At 42.1% G+C, this 19,592-nt stretch carries 15 protein-coding genes; 13 read left to right on the top strand and 2 right to left on the bottom strand.

What is annotated here, in order from left to right; translation table 11 throughout:
* Positions 1 to 123 precede the first annotated feature (123 nt).
* The 10 genes from IQ246_RS12585 to tnpA all read left to right on the top strand — a co-directional run bounded on the left by IQ246_RS12585 (position 124) and on the right by tnpA (position 15,251).
* Positions 124 to 945, top strand: a complete 822-nt coding sequence (locus IQ246_RS12585; RefSeq protein ID WP_194003473.1) for an aspartate/glutamate racemase family protein — start codon at positions 124 to 126, stop codon at positions 943 to 945.
* Positions 946 to 951: 6 nt separating this feature from the next.
* Positions 952 to 2,832 (top strand): non-ribosomal peptide synthetase, encoded by a 1,881-nt coding sequence (locus IQ246_RS12580; protein ID WP_194003471.1) that lies wholly within the window; start codon positions 952 to 954, stop codon positions 2,830 to 2,832.
* Positions 2,829 to 7,064, top strand: a complete 4,236-nt coding sequence (locus tag IQ246_RS12575) for a non-ribosomal peptide synthetase (protein WP_194003469.1) — start codon at positions 2,829 to 2,831, stop codon at positions 7,062 to 7,064. Before IQ246_RS12580 ends, IQ246_RS12575 begins: the two co-directional genes overlap by 4 nt.
* An 84-nt stretch (positions 7,065 to 7,148) precedes the next feature.
* Complete coding sequence (locus IQ246_RS12570) at positions 7,149 to 7,313, top strand: hypothetical protein (protein ID WP_194003467.1); 165 nt, start codon at positions 7,149 to 7,151, stop codon at positions 7,311 to 7,313.
* A 168-nt stretch (positions 7,314 to 7,481) separates the two neighbouring features.
* The gene (locus IQ246_RS12565) at positions 7,482 to 10,940 is read left to right on the top strand and encodes a type 2 lanthipeptide synthetase LanM family protein (protein WP_194003465.1); all 3,459 of its coding nucleotides are present in this window, start codon (positions 7,482 to 7,484) and stop codon (positions 10,938 to 10,940) included.
* Positions 10,941 to 11,240: 300 nt separating this feature from the next.
* The gene (locus IQ246_RS12560; protein WP_339379271.1) at positions 11,241 to 12,608 is read left to right on the top strand and encodes an IS4 family transposase; all 1,368 of its coding nucleotides are present in this window, start codon (positions 11,241 to 11,243) and stop codon (positions 12,606 to 12,608) included.
* Positions 12,609 to 12,661: 53 nt separating this feature from the next.
* A complete protein-coding gene (locus IQ246_RS12555; RefSeq protein WP_194003463.1) occupies positions 12,662 to 12,838 on the top strand; it encodes a hypothetical protein in 177 nt (58 codons plus the stop codon).
* Between the two features lie 187 nt (positions 12,839 to 13,025).
* The gene (locus IQ246_RS12550) at positions 13,026 to 14,228 is read left to right on the top strand and encodes an RNA-guided endonuclease TnpB family protein (RefSeq protein ID WP_194003461.1); all 1,203 of its coding nucleotides are present in this window, start codon (positions 13,026 to 13,028) and stop codon (positions 14,226 to 14,228) included.
* Positions 14,229 to 14,262: 34 nt separating this feature from the next.
* Positions 14,263 to 14,829 carry a hypothetical protein gene (locus tag IQ246_RS12545; protein ID WP_194003459.1) on the top strand — a complete coding sequence of 189 codons (567 nt, stop codon included), beginning with the start codon at positions 14,263 to 14,265 and terminating at the stop codon, positions 14,827 to 14,829.
* A 26-nt stretch (positions 14,830 to 14,855) separates the two neighbouring features.
* Positions 14,856 to 15,251, top strand: coding sequence for an IS200/IS605 family transposase (gene tnpA / locus IQ246_RS12540; RefSeq protein ID WP_194003495.1), 396 nt, complete (start codon positions 14,856 to 14,858; stop codon positions 15,249 to 15,251).
* Between the two features lie 146 nt (positions 15,252 to 15,397).
* Here tnpA and IQ246_RS12535 read toward each other — a convergent pair whose 3' ends face one another.
* Complete coding sequence (locus tag IQ246_RS12535; protein ID WP_194003457.1) at positions 15,398 to 15,625, bottom strand: hypothetical protein; 228 nt, start codon at positions 15,623 to 15,625, stop codon at positions 15,398 to 15,400.
* A gap of 220 nt (positions 15,626 to 15,845) precedes the next feature.
* On the opposite strand from IQ246_RS12535, the gene IQ246_RS12530 reads away from it, so the two are divergent.
* From IQ246_RS12530 to IQ246_RS12520, 3 genes are all read left to right on the top strand, one after another.
* A complete protein-coding gene (locus IQ246_RS12530; RefSeq protein ID WP_194003455.1) occupies positions 15,846 to 16,820 on the top strand; it encodes a protein rep in 975 nt (324 codons plus the stop codon).
* Positions 16,821 to 16,960: 140 nt separating this feature from the next.
* The gene (locus IQ246_RS12525) at positions 16,961 to 17,278 is read left to right on the top strand and encodes a hypothetical protein (RefSeq protein ID WP_194003453.1); all 318 of its coding nucleotides are present in this window, start codon (positions 16,961 to 16,963) and stop codon (positions 17,276 to 17,278) included.
* Positions 17,271 to 18,164, top strand: a complete 894-nt coding sequence (locus IQ246_RS12520; RefSeq protein ID WP_194003451.1) for a Rha family transcriptional regulator — start codon at positions 17,271 to 17,273, stop codon at positions 18,162 to 18,164. Before IQ246_RS12525 ends, IQ246_RS12520 begins: the two co-directional genes overlap by 8 nt.
* Here IQ246_RS12520 and IQ246_RS12515 read toward each other — a convergent pair.
* Complete coding sequence (locus tag IQ246_RS12515; protein ID WP_194003449.1) at positions 18,139 to 19,101, bottom strand: hypothetical protein; 963 nt, start codon at positions 19,099 to 19,101, stop codon at positions 18,139 to 18,141. The two genes, IQ246_RS12520 and IQ246_RS12515, sit on opposite strands and share 26 nt — an antisense overlap.
* Positions 19,102 to 19,592: the final 491 nt, after the last annotated feature.

The raw sequence follows: 19,592 nt of genomic DNA, 5'->3' as shown, positions 1-19,592 counted from the left end.
TTACTTCGCTAGATTTCCACAAAATCATGCCGTTTTAGCCGACTAAAACTCAATGTTTTACCCCATTTTTACAAAAGAGAATCATCGCAGCCCTATATCATTCGTGAAATCTTTTTACCTTATATGATGGAAAGTCGTAACCAGAAAATGCTAGGCATTATAGGTGGTATGGGGCCTTTGGCATCAGCTGAATTTTTGAAAACAATATATGAATATAATCTCTTAGGTCAACGCGAACAACAATCACCTAAAGTTATTGTTTATTCTGATCCCACTTTTCCTGATAGAACCGAGGCTTTGCTCAGGGGAAATGATCAAATTTTACTTGCTAATTTAATAGAGGCTTTATATCAACTGTGTAAATTAGATGTCTCAAACATTGTCATCTGTTGTATAACATCTCATTACTTATTACCCAAACTCCCCTATCAGCTAAGGGAACGAGTTATATCTCTAGTAGATATCATCTTAAAAAAGATTTTAGACCAACAGAAGAAGCATCTATTAATTTGCTCAACCGGAACGCAAAAGTTAGAAATATTTCAAAACCATATTCTCTGGCAGTATACTAATAATTACATTGTGTTACCTGATGAAAGTGATCAAAAGCTAATTCACCAGATGATTTATTATCTGAAAGTTAAAGGTGAATTACAAAAATGTCTACCTATTTTGGAAGCTTTGCAAGCTAAGTATAATGTACAAAACTTTATTGCAGGCTGCACAGAAATTCATTTGTTAAATAAACACTTGAATTTGGTTGGAGGAAATGGAAAAGAAGATATCTTTTTAGATCCATTGACTATTATAGCTCAAGAATTATGGAATATCTCACTCCTCCAAGAGTACACCGATTTCCCAAATACAATTGCAGCTTTCCGGTTTATCTCTCAGATATTTTCGCAAGACTTCAATACTCCTCAAAAAATAGGTAAATATAATTAAAATAATATGAGTTCGCAAATTTATATTCAAGACTGGTTTAGCCAAACTGCTGAAAAATTTAGCAATAATACAGCTATTGATTGCGGTGAGCAAAAATTTACCTATGGTGAGATTGAAACGCAGTCCAATAAATTGGCAAATTTTCTCATTGAGCATGGTGCGGCTAAAGGTTCGCTTGTGGCAATTTTGGCTCAAGATTCTGTCAAAGTTATTATTGCCATCATTGGCATTTTAAAAGCCGGCTGTGTTTTTGTACCGCTAGTTACCGATTTACCTGAAAAACGAATTAATATCATCATTTCAGAATTAGTTCCACAATGGTTAATCGTCGATGCCAAAGGATTAACGAAAATTAGCGATGAAAAAATAACGGGCTTTTTGCGATCGCCAGTTATTTGTCTGGATGAAAATCAAGTTTTTAATAATTTTAATTCGCAAAGTTATTACCTGAATGAGTATGCAGAATATTCTAAAATCGAAAAACCGAATATTCAGGTAGAACCGGACGATATGTGTTATTTGTACTTCACCTCTGGCTCGACGGGAAAGCCCAAAGGAATTGCCGGTCGTCTCAAAGCTATTACCCATTTTATCAATTGGGAAATCAAAATATTTGGAATTAATGAATTCACCAAAGTTAGCCAATTAATCAATCCTGTTTTTGATGCTTTTTTAAGAGATATTTTTGTACCATTATGTTCTGGCGGTGTAGTTTGCATCCCAGAAAATCTTGATATTATTCTTGATGCGAGAAAGTTGATTGAGTGGATAGATAATCAGCAAATTAATCTGATTCATTGTGTGCCTTCGTTATTTCGTTCGATTCTGAATGAGGATTTAGACCAGCAAAAATTTTCATCTTTACAGTATATTCTTTTATCTGGTGAACCTTTGCTATCCGCAGATATCAGCCGATGGATGGACGTATACGGTGACAGAATTCAGTTAGTTAATCTTTATGGTGCTTCGGAAACGACAATGACGAAGTTCTTTTATTTTGTCAAATCTGCTGATCGACAACGGCATTCTATCCCTATTGGTAAACCAATGGATGGGGCTGCGGCTTTAGTTGTGGATGATCAAGGAAAAGTCTGTCCTCCGGGAATGGTGGGTGAAATTTATATTCGGACTCCCTATCGCACCTTGGGATATTATCAACAGCCTGAGTCCACTAATAAAGTATTTATTCAAAATCCTTTTAGTAGTAATCACCATGATATTGTCTATAAAACAGGCGATTTAGGACGAATTTTAGAAGACGGAAATTTTGAATGCCTGGGTCGTAGAGATGGGCAAGTAAAAATTAGAGGGGTGAGAATAGAATTAGGGGAAATTGAAAATGCTCTGCGATCGCATCCCTTAGTTAAAGATGTAGCTGTCATCGATCGCAATGATCCAAATGGTAATATATATCTGTGTGCTTACGTTGTTCTCAAAGAAGAACTCGAATCAGGTGAGTTGAGAAATTTTTTATTAGAATCCCTGCCAGAATCGATGATTCCTTCGGTGTTTGTGGTGATGGATGTCTTGCCGAAAACCATCAGTGGGAAAGTGGATAGGCGATCGCTCCCATTACCTAACCGCCAGCAAAGCCGAACTTTCGTACCCCCTCAGACACCCATCGAGACACAGTTGGCGCAAATCTGGTCACAAGTCTTGAATCTTGACAGAGTAGGATTAAACGACAATTTTTTTGAATTAGGCGGACACTCCCTTAACGCCACCCAGCTTGTTTCTCGCATGGGCAGAGCCTTTCAGGTAGAATTACCTCTGCGATCGCTATTTGAGTCCCCAACATTAGCGACTCAAGCCGAAAGCATTGAAACTCTGCGTTGGGTAAAAGAAAGTCCACATCTTCAAGGCGCATTGGAGGAAGGAGAATTATGACAACTATCGAGTTTTTGTCTGATCTGCGCCGGAGTAATATTAAACTGTGGGTAGAAGGCGTTAGCGCAGCGGCTCCGCAGGAGCTTCGCCTCCGTTATAGCGCCCCCCAAGGAACGCTGACACCTGCTTTAAAAGCCGAATTATCTCAGAGGAAAACGGAAATCCTCGATTTTCTGTGTCAAGCTACAGCTACTCCTGCGACTTGTCAACCATTGCTACCCACCCCACGGGATGGCAAACTTCCTCTTTCTTTTGCTCAACAACGGTTGTGGTTTCTCGACCAATTAACGCCCGGTAGCTCGGTATACAACATTTCTGGAGCAGTTGAAATTCAGGGTTTACTCAACGTAGCAGCATTAGAACAGAGCTTGAATGAAATTGTTCGCCGTCACGAAATCTGCCGCACCACTTTTAAGCTAGTAGACGGGGAACCAATGCAAGTTATTGTTCCCAACTTCACCTTAACGCTCAAGCAGGTGGATATCAGATATCTGCCAAAAGAGCATCAGCAAGCTGAAGTGACGCGGCTTACAACAGTGTCAGCGCAACAACCTTTCGATTTGTCTACAGGTCTTTTGCTGCGGGCAACTCTGCTGCAATTGGATGAAGTGCATTATGTGCTAATTTTGACCATTCATCACATTATCTTTGATGCTTGGTCTATGAGTGTGCTGATTGAGGAATTGGGGGTACTTTACGAAGCCAACTCTTGTGGCATCCCGCATATACTTCCCCAACTGTCTATCCAGTATGCAGACTTTGCGGTTTGGCAGCGACGGTGGTTACAGGATCAGGTGCTTTCCACTCACCTTGCCTACTGGAAACAGAAACTGGGTGGCTACTTGCCATTGTTGCAGTTACCTAGCGTTAGCGAAGCTTGCCGTAGGCATCGCCCACGTCCGCCATTGCCAAATTTTCAAGGAGCAAGGCAACAGCTAACATTGACTAAAACTTTAACAGAGGCACTGAAGAAGCTAAGTCAACAGCAAGGGGTAACTTTGTTTATGATGCTGCTGGCAGCATTTAAGACCTTACTTTACCGCTACACAGGTGAGGAAGATTTGCTAGTAGGCACAGCTACAGCAGGTCGTAGCCAACAGGAAGTAGAACAGCTAATTGGCTGTTTTGTCAATACCTTGGTGCTACGAACTGACCTTTCCGGCAACCCGACTTTTTTGACGCTGCTAGAACGGGTGCGGGACATGACACTGGAAGCATACAAATATCAAGACTTGCCCTTTGAGAAATTGGTGGAGGAATTACAGCCAGAACGCGATCTGAGTTACTCGCCGCTATTCCAAGTCGGGTTCGCTTTCTATAATGCTCCCAAAGCAGAACTGAAGCTTTCTGACTTGACTTTGAGTTCTCTTTCCGTAGATAGCGGCACGGCCAAGTTAGATTTAACCTTGTCTTTTAAAGAAAGTGAAGCAGGATTAGTGGGGTGGTTAGAGTATAAAACCGAACTGTTTGATGCTGCCACAATTACTCAGATGCTGACTCATTTGCAAATCTTGCTAGAAGGCATTGTTGCTAATCCACAACAACGATTGCATGAGTTGCCCTTATTGACAACAGCTGAGCGCCAGCAGTTGCTGTGGGATTGGAACGATACCCAAACTCAGTATGTTGCTGATGTCTGCGTTCATCAGCTATTTGAGGCTCAAGTTGAGCGATCGCCCGATGCGATTGCGCTTAACGCACGCTCCGCGATCGCACTAATATTTAATGACTCTACACTCACCTACCAGGAGTTAAACGCCCAAGCCAATCAGCTAGCTCATTACTTGCGTTCACTGGGGATAAAACCAGAGATGCGGGTGGGAGTTTGTATGGAGCGATCGCCCTTAACAATAGTGAGCATCTTAGCTATTTTCAAAGCTGGCGGTGTTTATGTACCCCTAGACCCGACCTATCCTCAAGAACGTCTGGCTTTCATGATGGAAGATGCCAAATTGTCGGTGTTGCTTACCCAACAATCATTAAACATTGAATCAGAACAAAGAACAACTGTTGTTTGCTTAGATCAAGAATGGGAAATCATAGCCCAATACAGCAGTACTAACCCTAACCAAATTGTCACGCCTGATCAACTAGCCTACATCATCTACACATCCGGCTCTACAGGCAAGCCTAAAGGTGTTCTTTTAGCGCATCGAGGTTTGTGCAATCTAGCCACAGCCCAAATTAAGGCTTTCGATGTTCGACCTGATAGCCGTGTTCTTCAATTTGCCTCTCTCAGCTTTGATGCTTCAGTCAGTGAAATTTTCATCGCTCTAGTAGCAGGAGGAACACTCTGTTTGGCAACCACTGATGACCTACTACCTGGTACAAACTTGTTGCGGTTGTTGCGCGAGCGCGCCATCACAACTGTCACATTACCACCATCTGTACTAGCTGTGCTAGCTGCTGAGGAACTTCCGGCTTTGCAGACAATCATCGTTGCTGGGGAAGCTTGTCCTACTGACTTAGTGGCAGGTTGGGCTTCTGGTCGCCGCTTCTTCAATGCTTACGGCCCGACCGAAGCAACCGTCTGCGCCACCATTGCTGAATGCACAGATACCCAAAGTCAACCGCCCATCGGTCGTCCAATTGCCAATACCCAAGTCTATATTCTAGATCGTCATCTCCAACCCGTCCCCATCGGAGTGCCAGGAGAATTGTACATTGGTGGCATTGGACTTGCTCGTGGCTACCTCAACCTTCCAGACTTGACTGACGAGAAATTTATTTTTAATCCCTTTGAGAAGGCAAAATCGTCACAGCTATATAAAACTGGAGACTTAGCCCGCTATCTTAGCGATGGCAATATTGAGTTTCTTGGTCGCATCGACCATCAAGTGAAGATTCGCGGTTTCCGCATCGAATTGGGGGAAGTCGAGACGGTATTGCGCCACCACCCAGATGTATTTAACTGCATTGCGATCGCTGATGAAAACCACTTTGGTAAGCGTTTAGTAGCTTATCTCGTCCCTGAAAATGGCATCACAATTAATCAGCAACAGGTAAAGGACTATCTCAAGGAACACCTACCAGACTACATGGTGCCTTCCGCCCTGATCATCCTAGACAGTTTACCCCTGACACCCAACGGTAAACTAGACCGCAAAGCCCTCCCCGCCCCCAATGCAGACAGAAGCCCAGAAGCAGATACTCTCGTTATTCCCCGCGATAACTTAGAACTTGAACTAGTGAGGATTTGGGAAGAAGTTCTCAACGTTCGCCCTATTGGTGTCACAGATAACTTCTTTGACCTTGGCGGTCACTCTTTACTTGCAGTGCGTCTCATGGCTTTGATTCAGCAGCAGTTCGGACGAGAGCTAGCCCTATCGACTCTTTTCCAAGGCGGGACAATCGAACAACTGGCGACTATTCTCCGCGACAAAACGCCTGACAGATATTGGTCTGCGCTTGTGGGAATTCAAACCGCAGGTTCCAAACCACCTTTATTCTGTGTCCATCCAATTGGTGGTAACGTTCTGGGATACATTGCTTTAGGGCGTTATCTAAGTCCAGACCAGCCGCTTTACGCTCTGCAAGCTCCTGGGGTTGAGGGACAACGACAGCCTTACACCCAAATTACCGAATTGGCAAAGCATTATATCACAGCCCTGCAAGTTTTACAACCGTCTGGCCCATATTTTTTGGGCGGACACTCCTTTGGTGGACTTGTAGCTTTTGAAATGGCTCAACAACTTCAACAGCAAGGACAAGAGATCGGCTTATTGGTCATTATGGATACACCAGCACCTATTCACAGAGAAGTTATCGAACCGATAGATGATGCTAGATGGATGGTGAAGCGATCGCACGTACTAGAACGCTTTTTTGGCAAAAAACTGTCAGTTGACTATGCAGAACTCCAGCAGTTAGCACCAGAAGCGCAATTCAACTACTTTTTGGAGAAATTAAGACGGGTTAATCTCATTCCTCCCGATGCTGGACATGATATGATTCGCCGCATTCTGGAAGTTCAAAAAGCCAGTCACCAAGCTTTAATAAATTACGTACCGCAAGTTTATTCAGGTAAAATTACCCTTCTGCGTGCCTTTGAAGTGCTAGCTGAGGATTCTGGGGGTGTGTTTGCTCAAAGCTTCCGCCAACCTGCTTTGGGTTGGGGTGAATTGACTACTGAACCGATAGAAATTCATGAAGTACCGGGCGATCATGTGACAATCCTGGCTGAACCCCATGTTCGTGTGCTGGCAGATAAGTTGAAATGCTGTCTGAGCTAATTGTTTTAATAACCGCAGAGGCGCAGAGAACGCAGAGGAAGAAAGAGGATTAAGCAATTTTACTTTAGAGGATGTTTGAAAAGTATGGGGCGAATAGAATTCGCTACTACACAAACTCTCGTCCACCTCCGTGGACTAATACAAAATCGGGAGCAACGCTCTAACAGTGAGGTGCTGAAACCTACGACGTATATAGGTTGTTTCAGGATGCGATCGCAACTAAAAAATCAGGTTTTGTTGAGAATATAGAGGTGTAATTGAGAATTAAACCCCGATCTCACTTTTTCGCGTTGCTCCCTACAAAATCAAGGGTTTTAACCTGCGGAGGCAGGTTTTGTCTGTATAGCCGCGACTTCTAGTCGCCCGGTGAGTAATAAATTAGACTTTTCAAACAACCTCTTAAAGAGAGAATGGTAAATGACAAATGAAAATATAGTAGAAGTTGTTGCCTTAGCAACTTCTTTATCAGAACGCCTCAGCAAAAGATCAGACTTAATTGGCGAACAGCAAGTAAACGATGAGCTATTAGAGCATTGGTGTAAAGTTGTTGCTCAAGGTAATTGGGAAAGTTTCCACAAGCGGTTGCAATGGGATGAATTAAGCGTTGATACAGTTCGTCAGTTACTCAGGGCAACGGATCTGGCAAAATCAAAGCCGCTACCAACTTGGGCAGAAACTTTGAGAGAGATTATTCAAACTGCTAGCAAATTCAATTTAGATGAAAAACTCCACCCACAAGGGGATGGAGTTTTTGGGCATGGGGAATGGGGCATGGGGCATGGGGAAGAAGTTACCAATGCCCAATGCCCAATGCCCCATGCGACGGGGCGACTATCACGGTACACCCACGAGGGGGTGGAGTTTCCCGTCGCTTTCAATAAAGTAAGTTCCAACACTAGCCAATTCCCCATTAATCCTGAAAAGCCATTACCTTTTGAAGATGTATTGCTACCTGCTGTTTTGGTAGGGCGACAGAAATTACTCACTTGTTTGGAGTTGCTATCACCAGACTGTTTACCTTTAAAACTGCTTTCGGAAAAAGCTTATCTACAATTAGAGCGCGGCTTATTACAAAGGTTGGTAAATATCAGTGCCAACACCCTACAATTGGAATTTACTAATTTTCGTCCCCGTGATTATAATCTTCTCAATTTAATGCTAGAAAAGTTAAATTTTTTAGCAGAGGGGCAATCGAGTAATCCTAGTATTAAATACTATATTGATTTTGTTGATCAACTTTGGCATGATGGGTTACTAGGGTTTTTCCAAAAATATGCAGTTTTAGGTAGACTAATAGCAACAGCCGTTGATTTTTGGGTAGAAGCAACAGCAGAATTTCTCCAACGCTTGCAAGCTGATCAAGCAAAAATTGAGAGCATTTTAAATTTTCCAGAAAGTTCTTTAGGTAAAATTACAGTTATTTATAGCTCCCTTTCTGACTTCCATAATCGCGGTCGTTCTGTCTTGATTCTCACTTTTGCATCTGGGCAAAAATTAGTCTACAAACCCAAAAATTTAGGCTTAGAAGTCATATATAACCGGTTATTAGATTGGTGCAATCAACACGGCGCACCTTTACCGTTTAAAGTTATGAGACTGCTAGATTGCCATACCTATGGTTGGGTTTTGGACTATGTGGAACAACAGCCGTGCGAGGATGAAGCAGCAGCACAGCGATTTTATCAGCGTGCTGGAATGCTGTTGTGCCTTTTGTATATTGTAGGAGGGAATGATTGTCACTACGAGAATTTAATTGCTAGCGGCGAATATCCGGTACTAATTGATACAGAAACTTTATTGCATCCTCAAACCGAGCCTATAGAAGGTTCTGTGCAAGCAATAGAAGAAATGACTGAGATTGAACGACAGTTCCAGGATTCTGTGTTGCGTACTGGACTTTTACCTCGTTGGGATTTTAGCCCCGACGGACGAATTGCTTACGATATCAGTGCTTTAGGCAGTGTTAACCCCCAGCAAGCACCCTGGCGATCGCCGCGCTGGAAAGCTGTCAATACGGACGAAATGCACTTGGCTTATGAGGAAGTTAAGTTAGTTGTCCAGGCAAATGTACCGATGTTGGATGGGGTTGCGCTCTCGCCTAACGACTACTTAGAAGAAATAGTCGTGGGGTTTAGGCAAATGTATCATTTTTTGAGCGATCGCCAACAAGCACTGCTGACAAATCATGACTTTTTGAAAGCACTACAAGCACAGCAGGTACGGTTTATTTTCCGCGCCACCAAAGTTTATCAAGTCCTTTTAGAAAAGTCTTTGTCTCCAGAATTTCTCCGTAATGGCATTGAACGTAGTATTGAATTGGACATTCTCAGTCAAACTTTTCTCACATCTAAGTATAAACCGCAGGCTTGGCCGATTTTGCGATCGGAACTTCAGGCAATGGAGCAGTTAGATATTCCCTATTTTGGTACATCTTGCAGCAGCGATACACTCACTGTTGGGCTGGAACAACCTTTAGAAAAGTATTTTAGACAACCCAGCTACAACCAATTTCTAACTCGATTGCAAAACCTCAACCAAACAGATTTGGCTAACCAAGTAGGGATTATCCGGGGGTCTTTTTATGCCAGAGTGGTGCAATCTCCCGTGACTGAAGAATTCTCAGATCCCAACTCATTAGCTGATTTTTCACAAATTGCCCCTTTAACTTCTTGTAAATTACTCCAGAAAGCTGAAGCCATTGCTCAGGAAATTGAAACAAGATGTCTGCGTGACACCTCTGGCAATGTCAACTGGATTGGCTTTGGCTATGCACCCAATGCTGAACGCTTCCAATTCCAGCCTTTGGGTTATAGTCTCTACGATGGTAGTTGTGGTGTTGCTTTATTTTTAGCAGCAGTTGCTCATGTCACGGCTAGTACCCATTGGGGTAACTTGGCTGTGGATGCCTTACAGTCTTTGCGGACAGTATTGCAGACATCCAATGATTTATTTGCCCAAAAATTTGCGCGGCGAATTGGGATTGGTGGAGGGACAGGAATTGGCTCCATTATTTATTCTTTAGTCAAAATCAGCCAATTCTTATCAAATACAGCACTGCTAGAAGATGCTCAGTTAGTTACTAAGTTAATTACACCAGAACTCATCGCCGCCGACCAACAACTCGACATAATGGGGGGAGCAGCAGGAGCAATTTTAGGGTTATTGACACTTTATCAGCAAACAGGTGAATTAGGGATTTTAGATAAAGCTATTCAGTGCGCTCAGCATTTACTTGTGCATCGCGTCAGTGAGCAAGAGCAACCCAAAGCCTGGAAAACTATAGCCCAAAAGCCGTTAACAGGTTTCTCCCATGGGGCAGCTGGCATTGCCTATGCTTTATTACGGCTTTATGCTGTCACTGAAGACCAAGCTTATTTACAAGCGGCTGAGGAGGGAATTGCCTATGAACGCAGTGTTTTTTCAACCGCAGTTGCCAATTGGCCTGACTTACGTCGCCAATCTGGGTTTATGGTAACATGGTGTCACGGCGCTCCCGGTATTTGTTTAGGAAGATTAGGTGGTTTGTCAATATACCAAACGGATGAAATATATCAAGATGTGGAAGTTGCATTGCAGACTACTCAGAAGTATGGCTTACAAGGTGTAGACCATATCTGTTGCGGCAATTTTGGTCGTATAGAAGTCTTATTGGTGGCAGCCCAAAAACTATCTCGTCCCCAGTTGCTAGAAACTGCACAGAAAAAGGCAGCTTGGGTGGTAGGGCAAGCAGATAAAATAAGTGCGTATCAACTCTTTAATAACTTGCCAAATTCCTTGTTTAATCCTGGTTTTTTCCAGGGGACGGCAGGAATTGGCTACGAATTGTTACGACTGGCATACCCAGAAGTGTTGCCAGCAGTCTTACTATGGGAATAGGGAGCAATGCGATTTTGTGAGGTCGGCTAAAAAAAAAAGGTGCGATGCCTGCGGCGGGCGTAGCCGAATGGCACTAAGAAAAGCTCTAAGGTATGCGGAATAAGGGTTACAGCTTTTAATGCCAAAGAGCGCAGTAATTAATCGCACCTACTTGTGCGATAAGCCTGACGGCATGGCTAACGCTTACCGCTGATGAAGAGATGATGCACAGTTGCCTAAAAAATTTTTGGAGGTATAAAAAGCTTACTCGTCCGTGAAATACTTTTCTGAGACGAGCAAGCTAAGATCATAAATACTACTGTGACACTACGAGTACAAATCCTCAAGGATAAATTTAGCCAAAGTTTGGGGCTACCTTTTAAAGAACTATTGCCAGAGTCTGTGATAAGACTTGCAATCTCGGAGCTAAAAATTAAATACAAAAAACGGTTGTTTGACCCATTCGTAACTTTATGGGCATTTTTATCTCAAGTATTAGATACAGACAAAACTTGCCACAATGCTGTAAGTAAAATAATTGCACATCTGGCAGAATCAGAAGTAGAAATTCCGTCAACAGATACGAGTGCATACTGCCAAGCACGGGCAAGATTACCAGAGAAGTTATTGGAGAACCTCTTCAATTATTCAGCACAAAATATAGAACAGAAAGTGACAGAAGAAAACTTATGGTGTGGTCGGAATGTGAAAGTAATAGATGGGTCAACTGTCTCGATGCCTGACACTGTAGAGAACCAAAAAGAATACCCCCAGCCTAGTACCCAAAAATCAGGATGTGGATTCCCAATTGCCAAAATTGGGGTGATATTCAGTTTAGTCACGGGAGCCGCTGTTGCTCTGTGCATAGACGTTTTGAACACTCATGATATTAAATTAGCCAGAAACCTGTACAGTTTTCTCAAACAAAATGATGTGCTTGTAGGGGATAGAGCGTTTTGCGCTTACGCTGATATGTTTGCTATCAGAAAGCTTAATTGTGATGCTCTATTTCGTAAGCATTCATCTCGCACAACTGCTATGCGAAAAGGTAAAATTGTTGGAGATTGTGACAAGTTAGTTACTTGGTATAAGCCGAAAAGTTGTCCAAAAGGTTTGAGTAAAGATGAATTTGATGCTCTACCTAAAAGTATAACTGTCCGAGAGGTTTACTATTACATTGTTATTCCTGGTTTTCGCACTCAACAAGTTAGTTTAATTACTACTCTTTTAGATAAATCTTCTTATTCTACTCTGGAAATTGTTGGACTTTACGGTCAACGTTGGGATGTTGAACTAGATTTAAGACACCTCAAAACTACCTTGGGTATGGATATTTTACGATGTAAAACACCTTCAATGGTACGCAAAGAAATTCATGTTTATTTACTCGCTTACAATCTACTTCGTAACTTAATGTGGCAGGCTGGAACTACTTATAATACTCCTCCCTTGCGCTTATCGCTACAAGGTACTCGCCATCATTTAATTAACTTTCTTTCCAAATTATTAGCTGCTCATTCAACAAAACGTCTTCAAATTTATCGTACTTTGCTAAAAGTTATTGCTCACAAGGCCGTTCCCGACCGCCCAGGTCGCAGTGAACCACGAGTCACCAAACGCCGCCCCAAAGCTTACCCCAGATTGACCAAGCCCCGGCATGAGTTACGTAAACAATTGCAAACTGCTTAATTGGTAAGCGTTTCCGCTTTTCTTAGTGCCATTCGTCTATAGGAGGAAGAACGATGAAAATCAATGTCATCAAGGACAAGAACGGGAAGGTTATCGCGACGTTTGAGAAAGCCGTTGGCGACGAGATCTCGGTGACGCCCGTGCTGGAGGAGGGACACACAGTGCATGAGATGGAGGTCGAACAGGACTACAAAGACGACATCAAAGCCTTCTACGATAAACATGGCTAGTACAGCAGCCAACCCGCTCTGGACAGAATCTATCCCTCTTTTGTCACTTTCGGGAGTAAGCAAGTAGTAAAAGCGTTTTTCTAGTTTACCGAAAAATTGGGTCTAAAGCCCCGTCGTTCTACGACGGCTTTTTCATAATTATTGCTCATATTCATCATATAATTACGCTAGATGTAAAGGCGTAACCATGCTTGTATTTGAGGCAAAACTTAAGGGTAGTAATGAGCAATACGAAAAGCTTGATGAAGCAATTCGGACTGCTCGTTTTATCCGTAATTCTTGTCTTCGCTACTGGATGGATAACAAGGGAGTCGGGAAGTATGAGTTGAGCGCTTATTGCGCTGTTCTGGCACATGATTTCCCTTTTGCTAATAACCTTAACTCGATGGCACGACAAGCTTCTTCTGAACGGGCTTGGTCGGCAATTACTCGGTTCTATGACAACTGCAAGAAGAATGTAACCAAGAAGGGTTTCCCACGCTTTAAGAAGCATCAAACACATGGTTCTGTGGAATACAAAACTACAGGCTATAAGCTTTCGGATGACAAGCAAATTATCACCTTCACCGATGGTTTTAAAGCAGGAAGCTTCCGTCTGTGGGGAACCCGTGATTTGCACTTCTACCAGTTGAATCAAATTAAGCGAGTTCGGGTTGTTCGTCGTGCTGATGGGTACTACGCTCAGTTTTGCCTTGATGTTGAACGGCATGAGTTGCGAGAGCCAACGGGTAAGACTACTGGGTTGGATGTTGGTCTGGCTCATTTCTACACCGATTCTGATGGTCAAACCGTTGAGAATCCCCGACACCTGCTCCAAAGCGAGAAGTCTTTGAAACGGTTGCAACGCCGAATGTCCTCGACTAAAAAGGGTTGTAAGAATAGAATCAAGCGACGAAATCGCTTGAGCAGAAAACACCTCAAAGTAAGTAGGCAGCGTAAAGATTTTGCTGTGAAATTGGCAAGATGCGTTATCCAGTCTAACGACTTGGTTGCTTATGAGGATTTGATGGTGCGGAACATGGTTAAGAATAGAAAACTGTCCAAGTCTATAAGTGACGCGGCATGGTCGGCTTTCCGTGATTGGTTGGAGTATTTCGGCAAAGTGTTTGGCGTGGTGACGATTGCTGTTCCACCTCACTACACTAGCCAGAACTGCTCTAACTGTGGGGAAGTCGTCAAGAAGTCTTTGAGTACAAGAACTCATAAATGCCACCATTGTGGGTTTGTATTAGATAGAGACTGGAACGCCGCTCGGAACATACTTGAGCTTGGACTTCGTACCGTGGGGCACACGGGAACGCTTAACGCCTCTGGAGACATCGACCTCTGCTTAAGTGGGGAAACTCCTTTAAGTAAGCCGAGTCGTGGAAAGAGGAAGCCCAAGAAGTAATTCTTGGAATCACCGCACCTTCAGGTCGGTGAGGATGTCAAACTGGCGTTTGTGTCATATTTGGGATTGGCTGATGGTAGAAGCTCCAGCACTGGGGTACTCCACCGAAATGCTTGCTGATGCTTACGGTGGTGATGAAGCACTGGAGATAGCAGCGCGGACTGGATGTATGGGGTGTCCGTTAGCTTCGCGGGATGTCGCACTTGATTATGTTTTAAGTACTGAGTATTGGTCTTACCTGAAACCCGTTTCCCGTCTGCGATCGCTTTACACCGAGTGGCGGAATTTCGCAAACCGACACCAGAAGAACGATTTCAGCAAGCGACAGGCACAGAAGGGGCCACTGACATTAGAGGCGCGATTGAAGGGGTTGGAGGATGTCCTAGCAATTCAAGCTGAGGTTAATTTAGCATCTGATAAATTGGGCAGACCACGCTTGGATATTCTCAATGCAGAGGAATCAGCCAGGATTCGAGAGTTAATCAGCCTTGGCACTTACCCCAATGGCTGGGACGGAACCGAACCTACTGGTGATGTGCTGCTACCAGAGGTTTATGGTGATGGCTCTATTCAGCCTCTGCTGTGGGAGGTGGGAACTTGATTTATACTTCACACTACGCTGGCACTATTAAGCGCACATATTACCGCACGAATGGCTCAGTTTCATCTTTGAACTACCATTTTGTATTTGTTCCTAAACGGCGAAAAGCTGTCCTAACAAAAGAAGTAGCACAGCGTTTACAGGAAATTATATTAGAGTTAGTAGTTGAGCATGAGTGGAAGCTTATCGCCTTAGAAATAATGCCAGACCATGTTCACTGTTTTTTAAATGTCCCGACCCATGAATCCCCTGCTGATGTAGCTAGATGGATTAAAGGCAGGGCATCTCATCATCTCAGACGCGAATTCCCACACCTAAAAAAACTCCCTTCTCTCTGGAGTCCTAGCTACTTTGTTGCCTCTACTGGCGCAGCAAGCACAGAAGTTGTGAGAAAATATATTGAAAATCAAAAAAGTAATTAGAACTAGAATGCCTGATAAATCAGGCGAATAGCTTTCATCCCCCGGCTAAAAGCCGGAGGTTCTCAGCATAAGTACGATAGTACAAGAGTACCTAGCGGAACAGTGGGGTGGAGAAATCGGTACTTCTCAAAAGCCACAGCTGACACTCATCCCAGGCGCGAAAATAACCCAGAGCGCAACATATTCGCTCCAGGTTTTGAGTCTGATTGAGAAATGCCACGAGTCGGGTTATCCTGTTGTTTGCTCCCGCGCTTCGTGTGGGTACTATCAGGTATATCTGCACTCTGAGGATTTGGGCGAGTGGTCGGAATTAGGTTTGCTTGGGGTGCTATCGGGACTGCGGCATGAGTTTTACCGTCAAAGGCTGCTGACAACGCTTGATTTGTGAATACGAAAAATCAACTGAGTAAGAGAAAGTATGATTTACCCAATTCCTTTTCTGGCAAAGGTTTCAAAGGAATAAGGGATAACGTGAGGGAGTAAATAGAGCTAAATTCGGCTCCAGCCAAGGGTTTGGAGCGATTGACAAATTAAAAACCCCCTGATACGGTTGAAGTTACCACACTCACAACTAAATACCAGAGGGTTTTTAGCGTGTCTGACTACGAATCAGGCACGAGCATCGATGCTTTTGAATCTAGTTTATCGCTTCACCCTGAGTCTGACCAGACCCCAGGGCTAAGTGATTTTTCCGAACAGGATAAACCCTGGGATAAACACCGGGGTAATGCTGATAGGGTTTCAGAGCATTATGCCCGTAGTCGTTATCAAAAATATTCCTCGCGCATCAACGACTGTTCTCAGTGGTTGGATTTTCGTCTAGTTCCAGAAGCATTACCATCTGTCTACAAACTCAAATTATCAAATGCAAAGTTCTGTCGAGTACGCTATTGTCCAGTATGTCAATGGAGGCGGAGTCTAATGTGGAAGGCAAGAGCATATCAAGCTTTGCCAAAAGTTGTTGAGGACTACCCCAAACATCGATGGTTGTTTGTAACGTTAACAGTAAAAAACTGCCCAGTTCAAGAATTACGAACTTCTTTGAATTGGATGAATAAGTCTTTTATAAGACTAACAAAGCTCAAAGATTTTCCTGGTGTTGGATGGATAAAGTCTATTGAAGTAACCAGAGGTAGAGATGGCAAAGCCCATCCACATATTCATTGTTTGTTGATGGTAGCGTCAGGGTATTTTGGCCCTAACTATTTATCTCAAGAACGCTGGACAAAGTTATGGCAGCAGTCAGCACAATTGGACTATAAACCAATAACTCATGTGAAGGCGATCGCTAAGCATCATGACCCAACGGTGATTGTTCCAGAGATTTTGAAATATCAAGTTAAAGAGTCAGACTTAATTGCTAATCGGGAATGGTTTTTGGAGTTAACCAAGCAGCTGCACAAATCTAGGGCGGTGGCAGTTGGGGGTGTATTACGGTCTTATATAGCTGAATTAGAGCGTGAGCCAAAAGATTTGATTGGTGAGGATAATGCTTGCGATGTTGATGAAGGGCATTTGTATTTTGAATGGAAGCGAGAACAGAAAAAATACAAACTCGTTGATTCCTAATAGTTTTTAGTATTGATAACGCTTGATAACATAAAATATATTTTGTTATCAGTTATGTTATTATTTTGTTATCGCTCGTTATCACTAGTGATATAGTATTTTTGTACTATTTGAAATAGTAACACAATCAGAGGTTGATTATGCCAAGAGGTGGGGTTAGGGAAGGTGCAGGTGGTCGTTTTAAATGGAAGCATGGCAAGACTAAAACTATACGTGTGCCAGAAGAACTAGTTGAGCAAATTTTGGATTATGCACAGAAACTAGATAGTGGAGTTATTATAGAACACGAAACGCAATCAAAAGTGTTAGATTTATCTGGAACAAGTATTAGAGTTTGCAATGGTAAGTCTGCTGTTTACTTAGAAGATGTTGCAAAGTTAGGTTATGAGATATTGCCAGAACGTTTAGGTAAAATGTTCAAAGTCATACTGCGTAAGGATTTTAAAGATAATGTCTGAAATTGTAGTTTTTGAATATGAAGATGGTGCCTTAGTGGTTGATTCTCGGATTATTGCCGAGGGTTTAAACATTCAGCATGAAAGTTTTATGAGAACTATTAATAAATATAGAAACCAGGCGGAGCAAGCATTTGGTGCGCTCCGATTTCAAATCGGAGCGCGAGAAGACGGTAATAAAGGTGGTACTCAGCCTGAATGGGTTTTGCTAAATGAAGAACAAGCTACTTTCTACATGACTCTTAGTAGAAATACTCCAGAGGTAGTTCAGCTTAAGTTAGAGCTAGTCCGTAAGTTTTCTTTAGCTAAAAAGTTACTTAGGCAAAGAGGTGTTGTACATCAACACACTAGTGTTTATATCAGGCGTTTGGAAAATATGGCTGACCATCAGGTTCCTGATAATTTATGGACAACTTTTCGAGAAGGGGCAGAGATATTACTTTTAGTTGAGAAACAGTATAAAGTTCCTGTAGATGAAATGGATTTGTGTGATGGAAGTATTGGGCATCACTGGGGGCAATATCGTTGGACTGAAGAATCTATAGGTAAAGGTGAGCTAAAAAATTGGGCAAAACAATCAGGCGAGTATATACATAAATTTCGAGATCGTAGAGGGCCGCGCCCTTGTAATGCTTATGAATATATTGAAATTCCTGTTTTTAAAGCTTGGTTAAGAGACAAATATATCCCTCAAAACTTACCTAAATATCTAGTTGATAAATTTGGGAAACGAGCAGTTCGCCAAATTTATGAAGAACAAGGAAAGTTAAACGAGTATATTTTGGAAATTACTAATGAAAAACGTATTAGCCCTAAGCAAGAAGAGATGTACGAAGTTTTTCTAGCTTCTAGAGAGGCTATAGCTAATCGTTATCTTCTTGAAGAATAATATTGTTATCATTGTGATAATTAATGTTATCATTTACTTTGTCTTTATAATTAAGTTCTGTTATCAATTGCTGATAATTAATGTTATCTGGTATTAAATTCCAAACGGCTTTCTCCTTAAAGTTTTCTCCAGCATAAAAAAGTCTATAAAGATTTCCCTCAATTTGTATACCAGATTTGTTGATCACTTCGACAGGATCTTCTAAAAGTTTTCTAGGTTTTATCACTTTACCTTGCTGTTTTATTTTTTCTATAGCTTTACTCATTAAATAGTCAACTTGACTTCGTGATAAGTTAGTCTTTTTAACAACTTCAGCAGTAATTATTTCCTCAAATTTTGGAAGTTCTTGTAAGTCTTCCGAAACTTTAGACTCACTTATAATTTTATTTACTTCTGCTTGTAAAGGCTTGTTATTATTTTTGTTATTAAGCCTGATAATGGGCTTGTTCGTTTTTGGCTTATTGTTATCATTTTTGTTATTAATACTTTCTAAAGTGTTATCACTTTCGTTTCTTTCTTGATTATCAATTTTGTTATCATAAATGATAACATCTTGACTTTTACTTTCCACATCGAGGTTATCAGTTTTGTTATTAGAAGTTTCTGTATTGTTATCATTATTAGTTTCCCCAATTTCTTCAGTATCTTTGCTTTTGTTATCATCGTTATTATTGTTGATAACATTTACAGATAAAGTTTTTAGTGCATCCTCTAAAATTCTTATTTTCTCTTCTAGAGTCTCAAACATTTCTTTGGTAACTTCTGGGGCAGGAGCAATTAGATTTTTTCCAGGAACTGTTATTGGAAAGTTTAGGTAAGTAGATAGAGCCTTAATTAATACTTCGGTTTTACTATCCCCAGTTTCTCCACAATGTTTTTCTGCTTGTTCATATAGCTCATTGGGGATTCTGCCTGAAAAAAAGCGGTTAGATACCATATTGTTATCATGTAGCGATAACGTTATAATAACAGTACTTTCGATTAAAATCTATACTTTTATCACGTTGTTATCAGTGTTATCGAATTTTATATTTTGCTGGCAAGCTGTATTGACAGCTTTTGATTATTTTTCTTTGTCCGTGGACTTCCAAGGACAAGTAATTTTGTTTTTATGAACCAGGATCTGAGAACTGGAAGCGATTAGGCGGGCGTTGCCGGAGTGGCTCTTGCGGGCTTGCGAGAACTAGTTATCCTCACGACAATTTTTCTGCCCGTAAGAGCCACCGCCTAATCGAGCGAAGCGATCTTTCAGTTCGTCAGGGCTACACGAGTGGATTTGTTTAATTTTCCGCCTTCACTTGAAGGAATAAGGGATAACGTGAGGGAGTAAATAGAGCTAAATTCGGCTCCAGCCAAGGGTTTGGAGCGATTGACAAATTAAAAACCCCCTGATACGGTTGAAGTTACCACACTCACAACTAAATACCA

This window comes from aff. Roholtiella sp. LEGE 12411, assembly GCF_015206995.1.
Classification (GTDB): domain Bacteria; phylum Cyanobacteriota; class Cyanobacteriia; order Cyanobacteriales; family Nostocaceae; genus Komarekiella.
This window is presented reverse-complemented; position numbering and strand designations above follow the sequence as displayed.

Excerpts from the sequence above, each read along its gene's own strand:
- IQ246_RS12575 (WP_194003469.1), top strand. The coding sequence starts at position 2,829 with ATGACAACTATCGAGTTTTTGTCTGATCTGCGCCGGAGTAATATTAAA.
- IQ246_RS12570 (WP_194003467.1), top strand. The coding sequence starts at position 7,149 with ATGGGGCGAATAGAATTCGCTACTACACAAACTCTCGTCCACCTCCGT.
- IQ246_RS12550 (WP_194003461.1), top strand. The coding sequence starts at position 13,026 with ATGCTTGTATTTGAGGCAAAACTTAAGGGTAGTAATGAGCAATACGAA.
- IQ246_RS12520 (WP_194003451.1), top strand. The coding sequence starts at position 17,271 with ATGTCTGAAATTGTAGTTTTTGAATATGAAGATGGTGCCTTAGTGGTT.
- IQ246_RS12580 (WP_194003471.1), top strand. The coding sequence starts at position 952 with ATGAGTTCGCAAATTTATATTCAAGACTGGTTTAGCCAAACTGCTGAA.
- IQ246_RS12585 (WP_194003473.1), top strand. The coding sequence starts at position 124 with ATGATGGAAAGTCGTAACCAGAAAATGCTAGGCATTATAGGTGGTATG.
- IQ246_RS12555 (WP_194003463.1), top strand. The coding sequence starts at position 12,662 with ATGAAAATCAATGTCATCAAGGACAAGAACGGGAAGGTTATCGCGACG.
- IQ246_RS12545 (WP_194003459.1), top strand. The coding sequence starts at position 14,263 with ATGTCAAACTGGCGTTTGTGTCATATTTGGGATTGGCTGATGGTAGAA.
- IQ246_RS12565 (WP_194003465.1), top strand. The coding sequence starts at position 7,482 with ATGACAAATGAAAATATAGTAGAAGTTGTTGCCTTAGCAACTTCTTTA.
- IQ246_RS12525 (WP_194003453.1), top strand. The coding sequence starts at position 16,961 with ATGCCAAGAGGTGGGGTTAGGGAAGGTGCAGGTGGTCGTTTTAAATGG.
- IQ246_RS12515 (WP_194003449.1), bottom strand. The coding sequence starts at position 19,101 with ATGGTATCTAACCGCTTTTTTTCAGGCAGAATCCCCAATGAGCTATAT.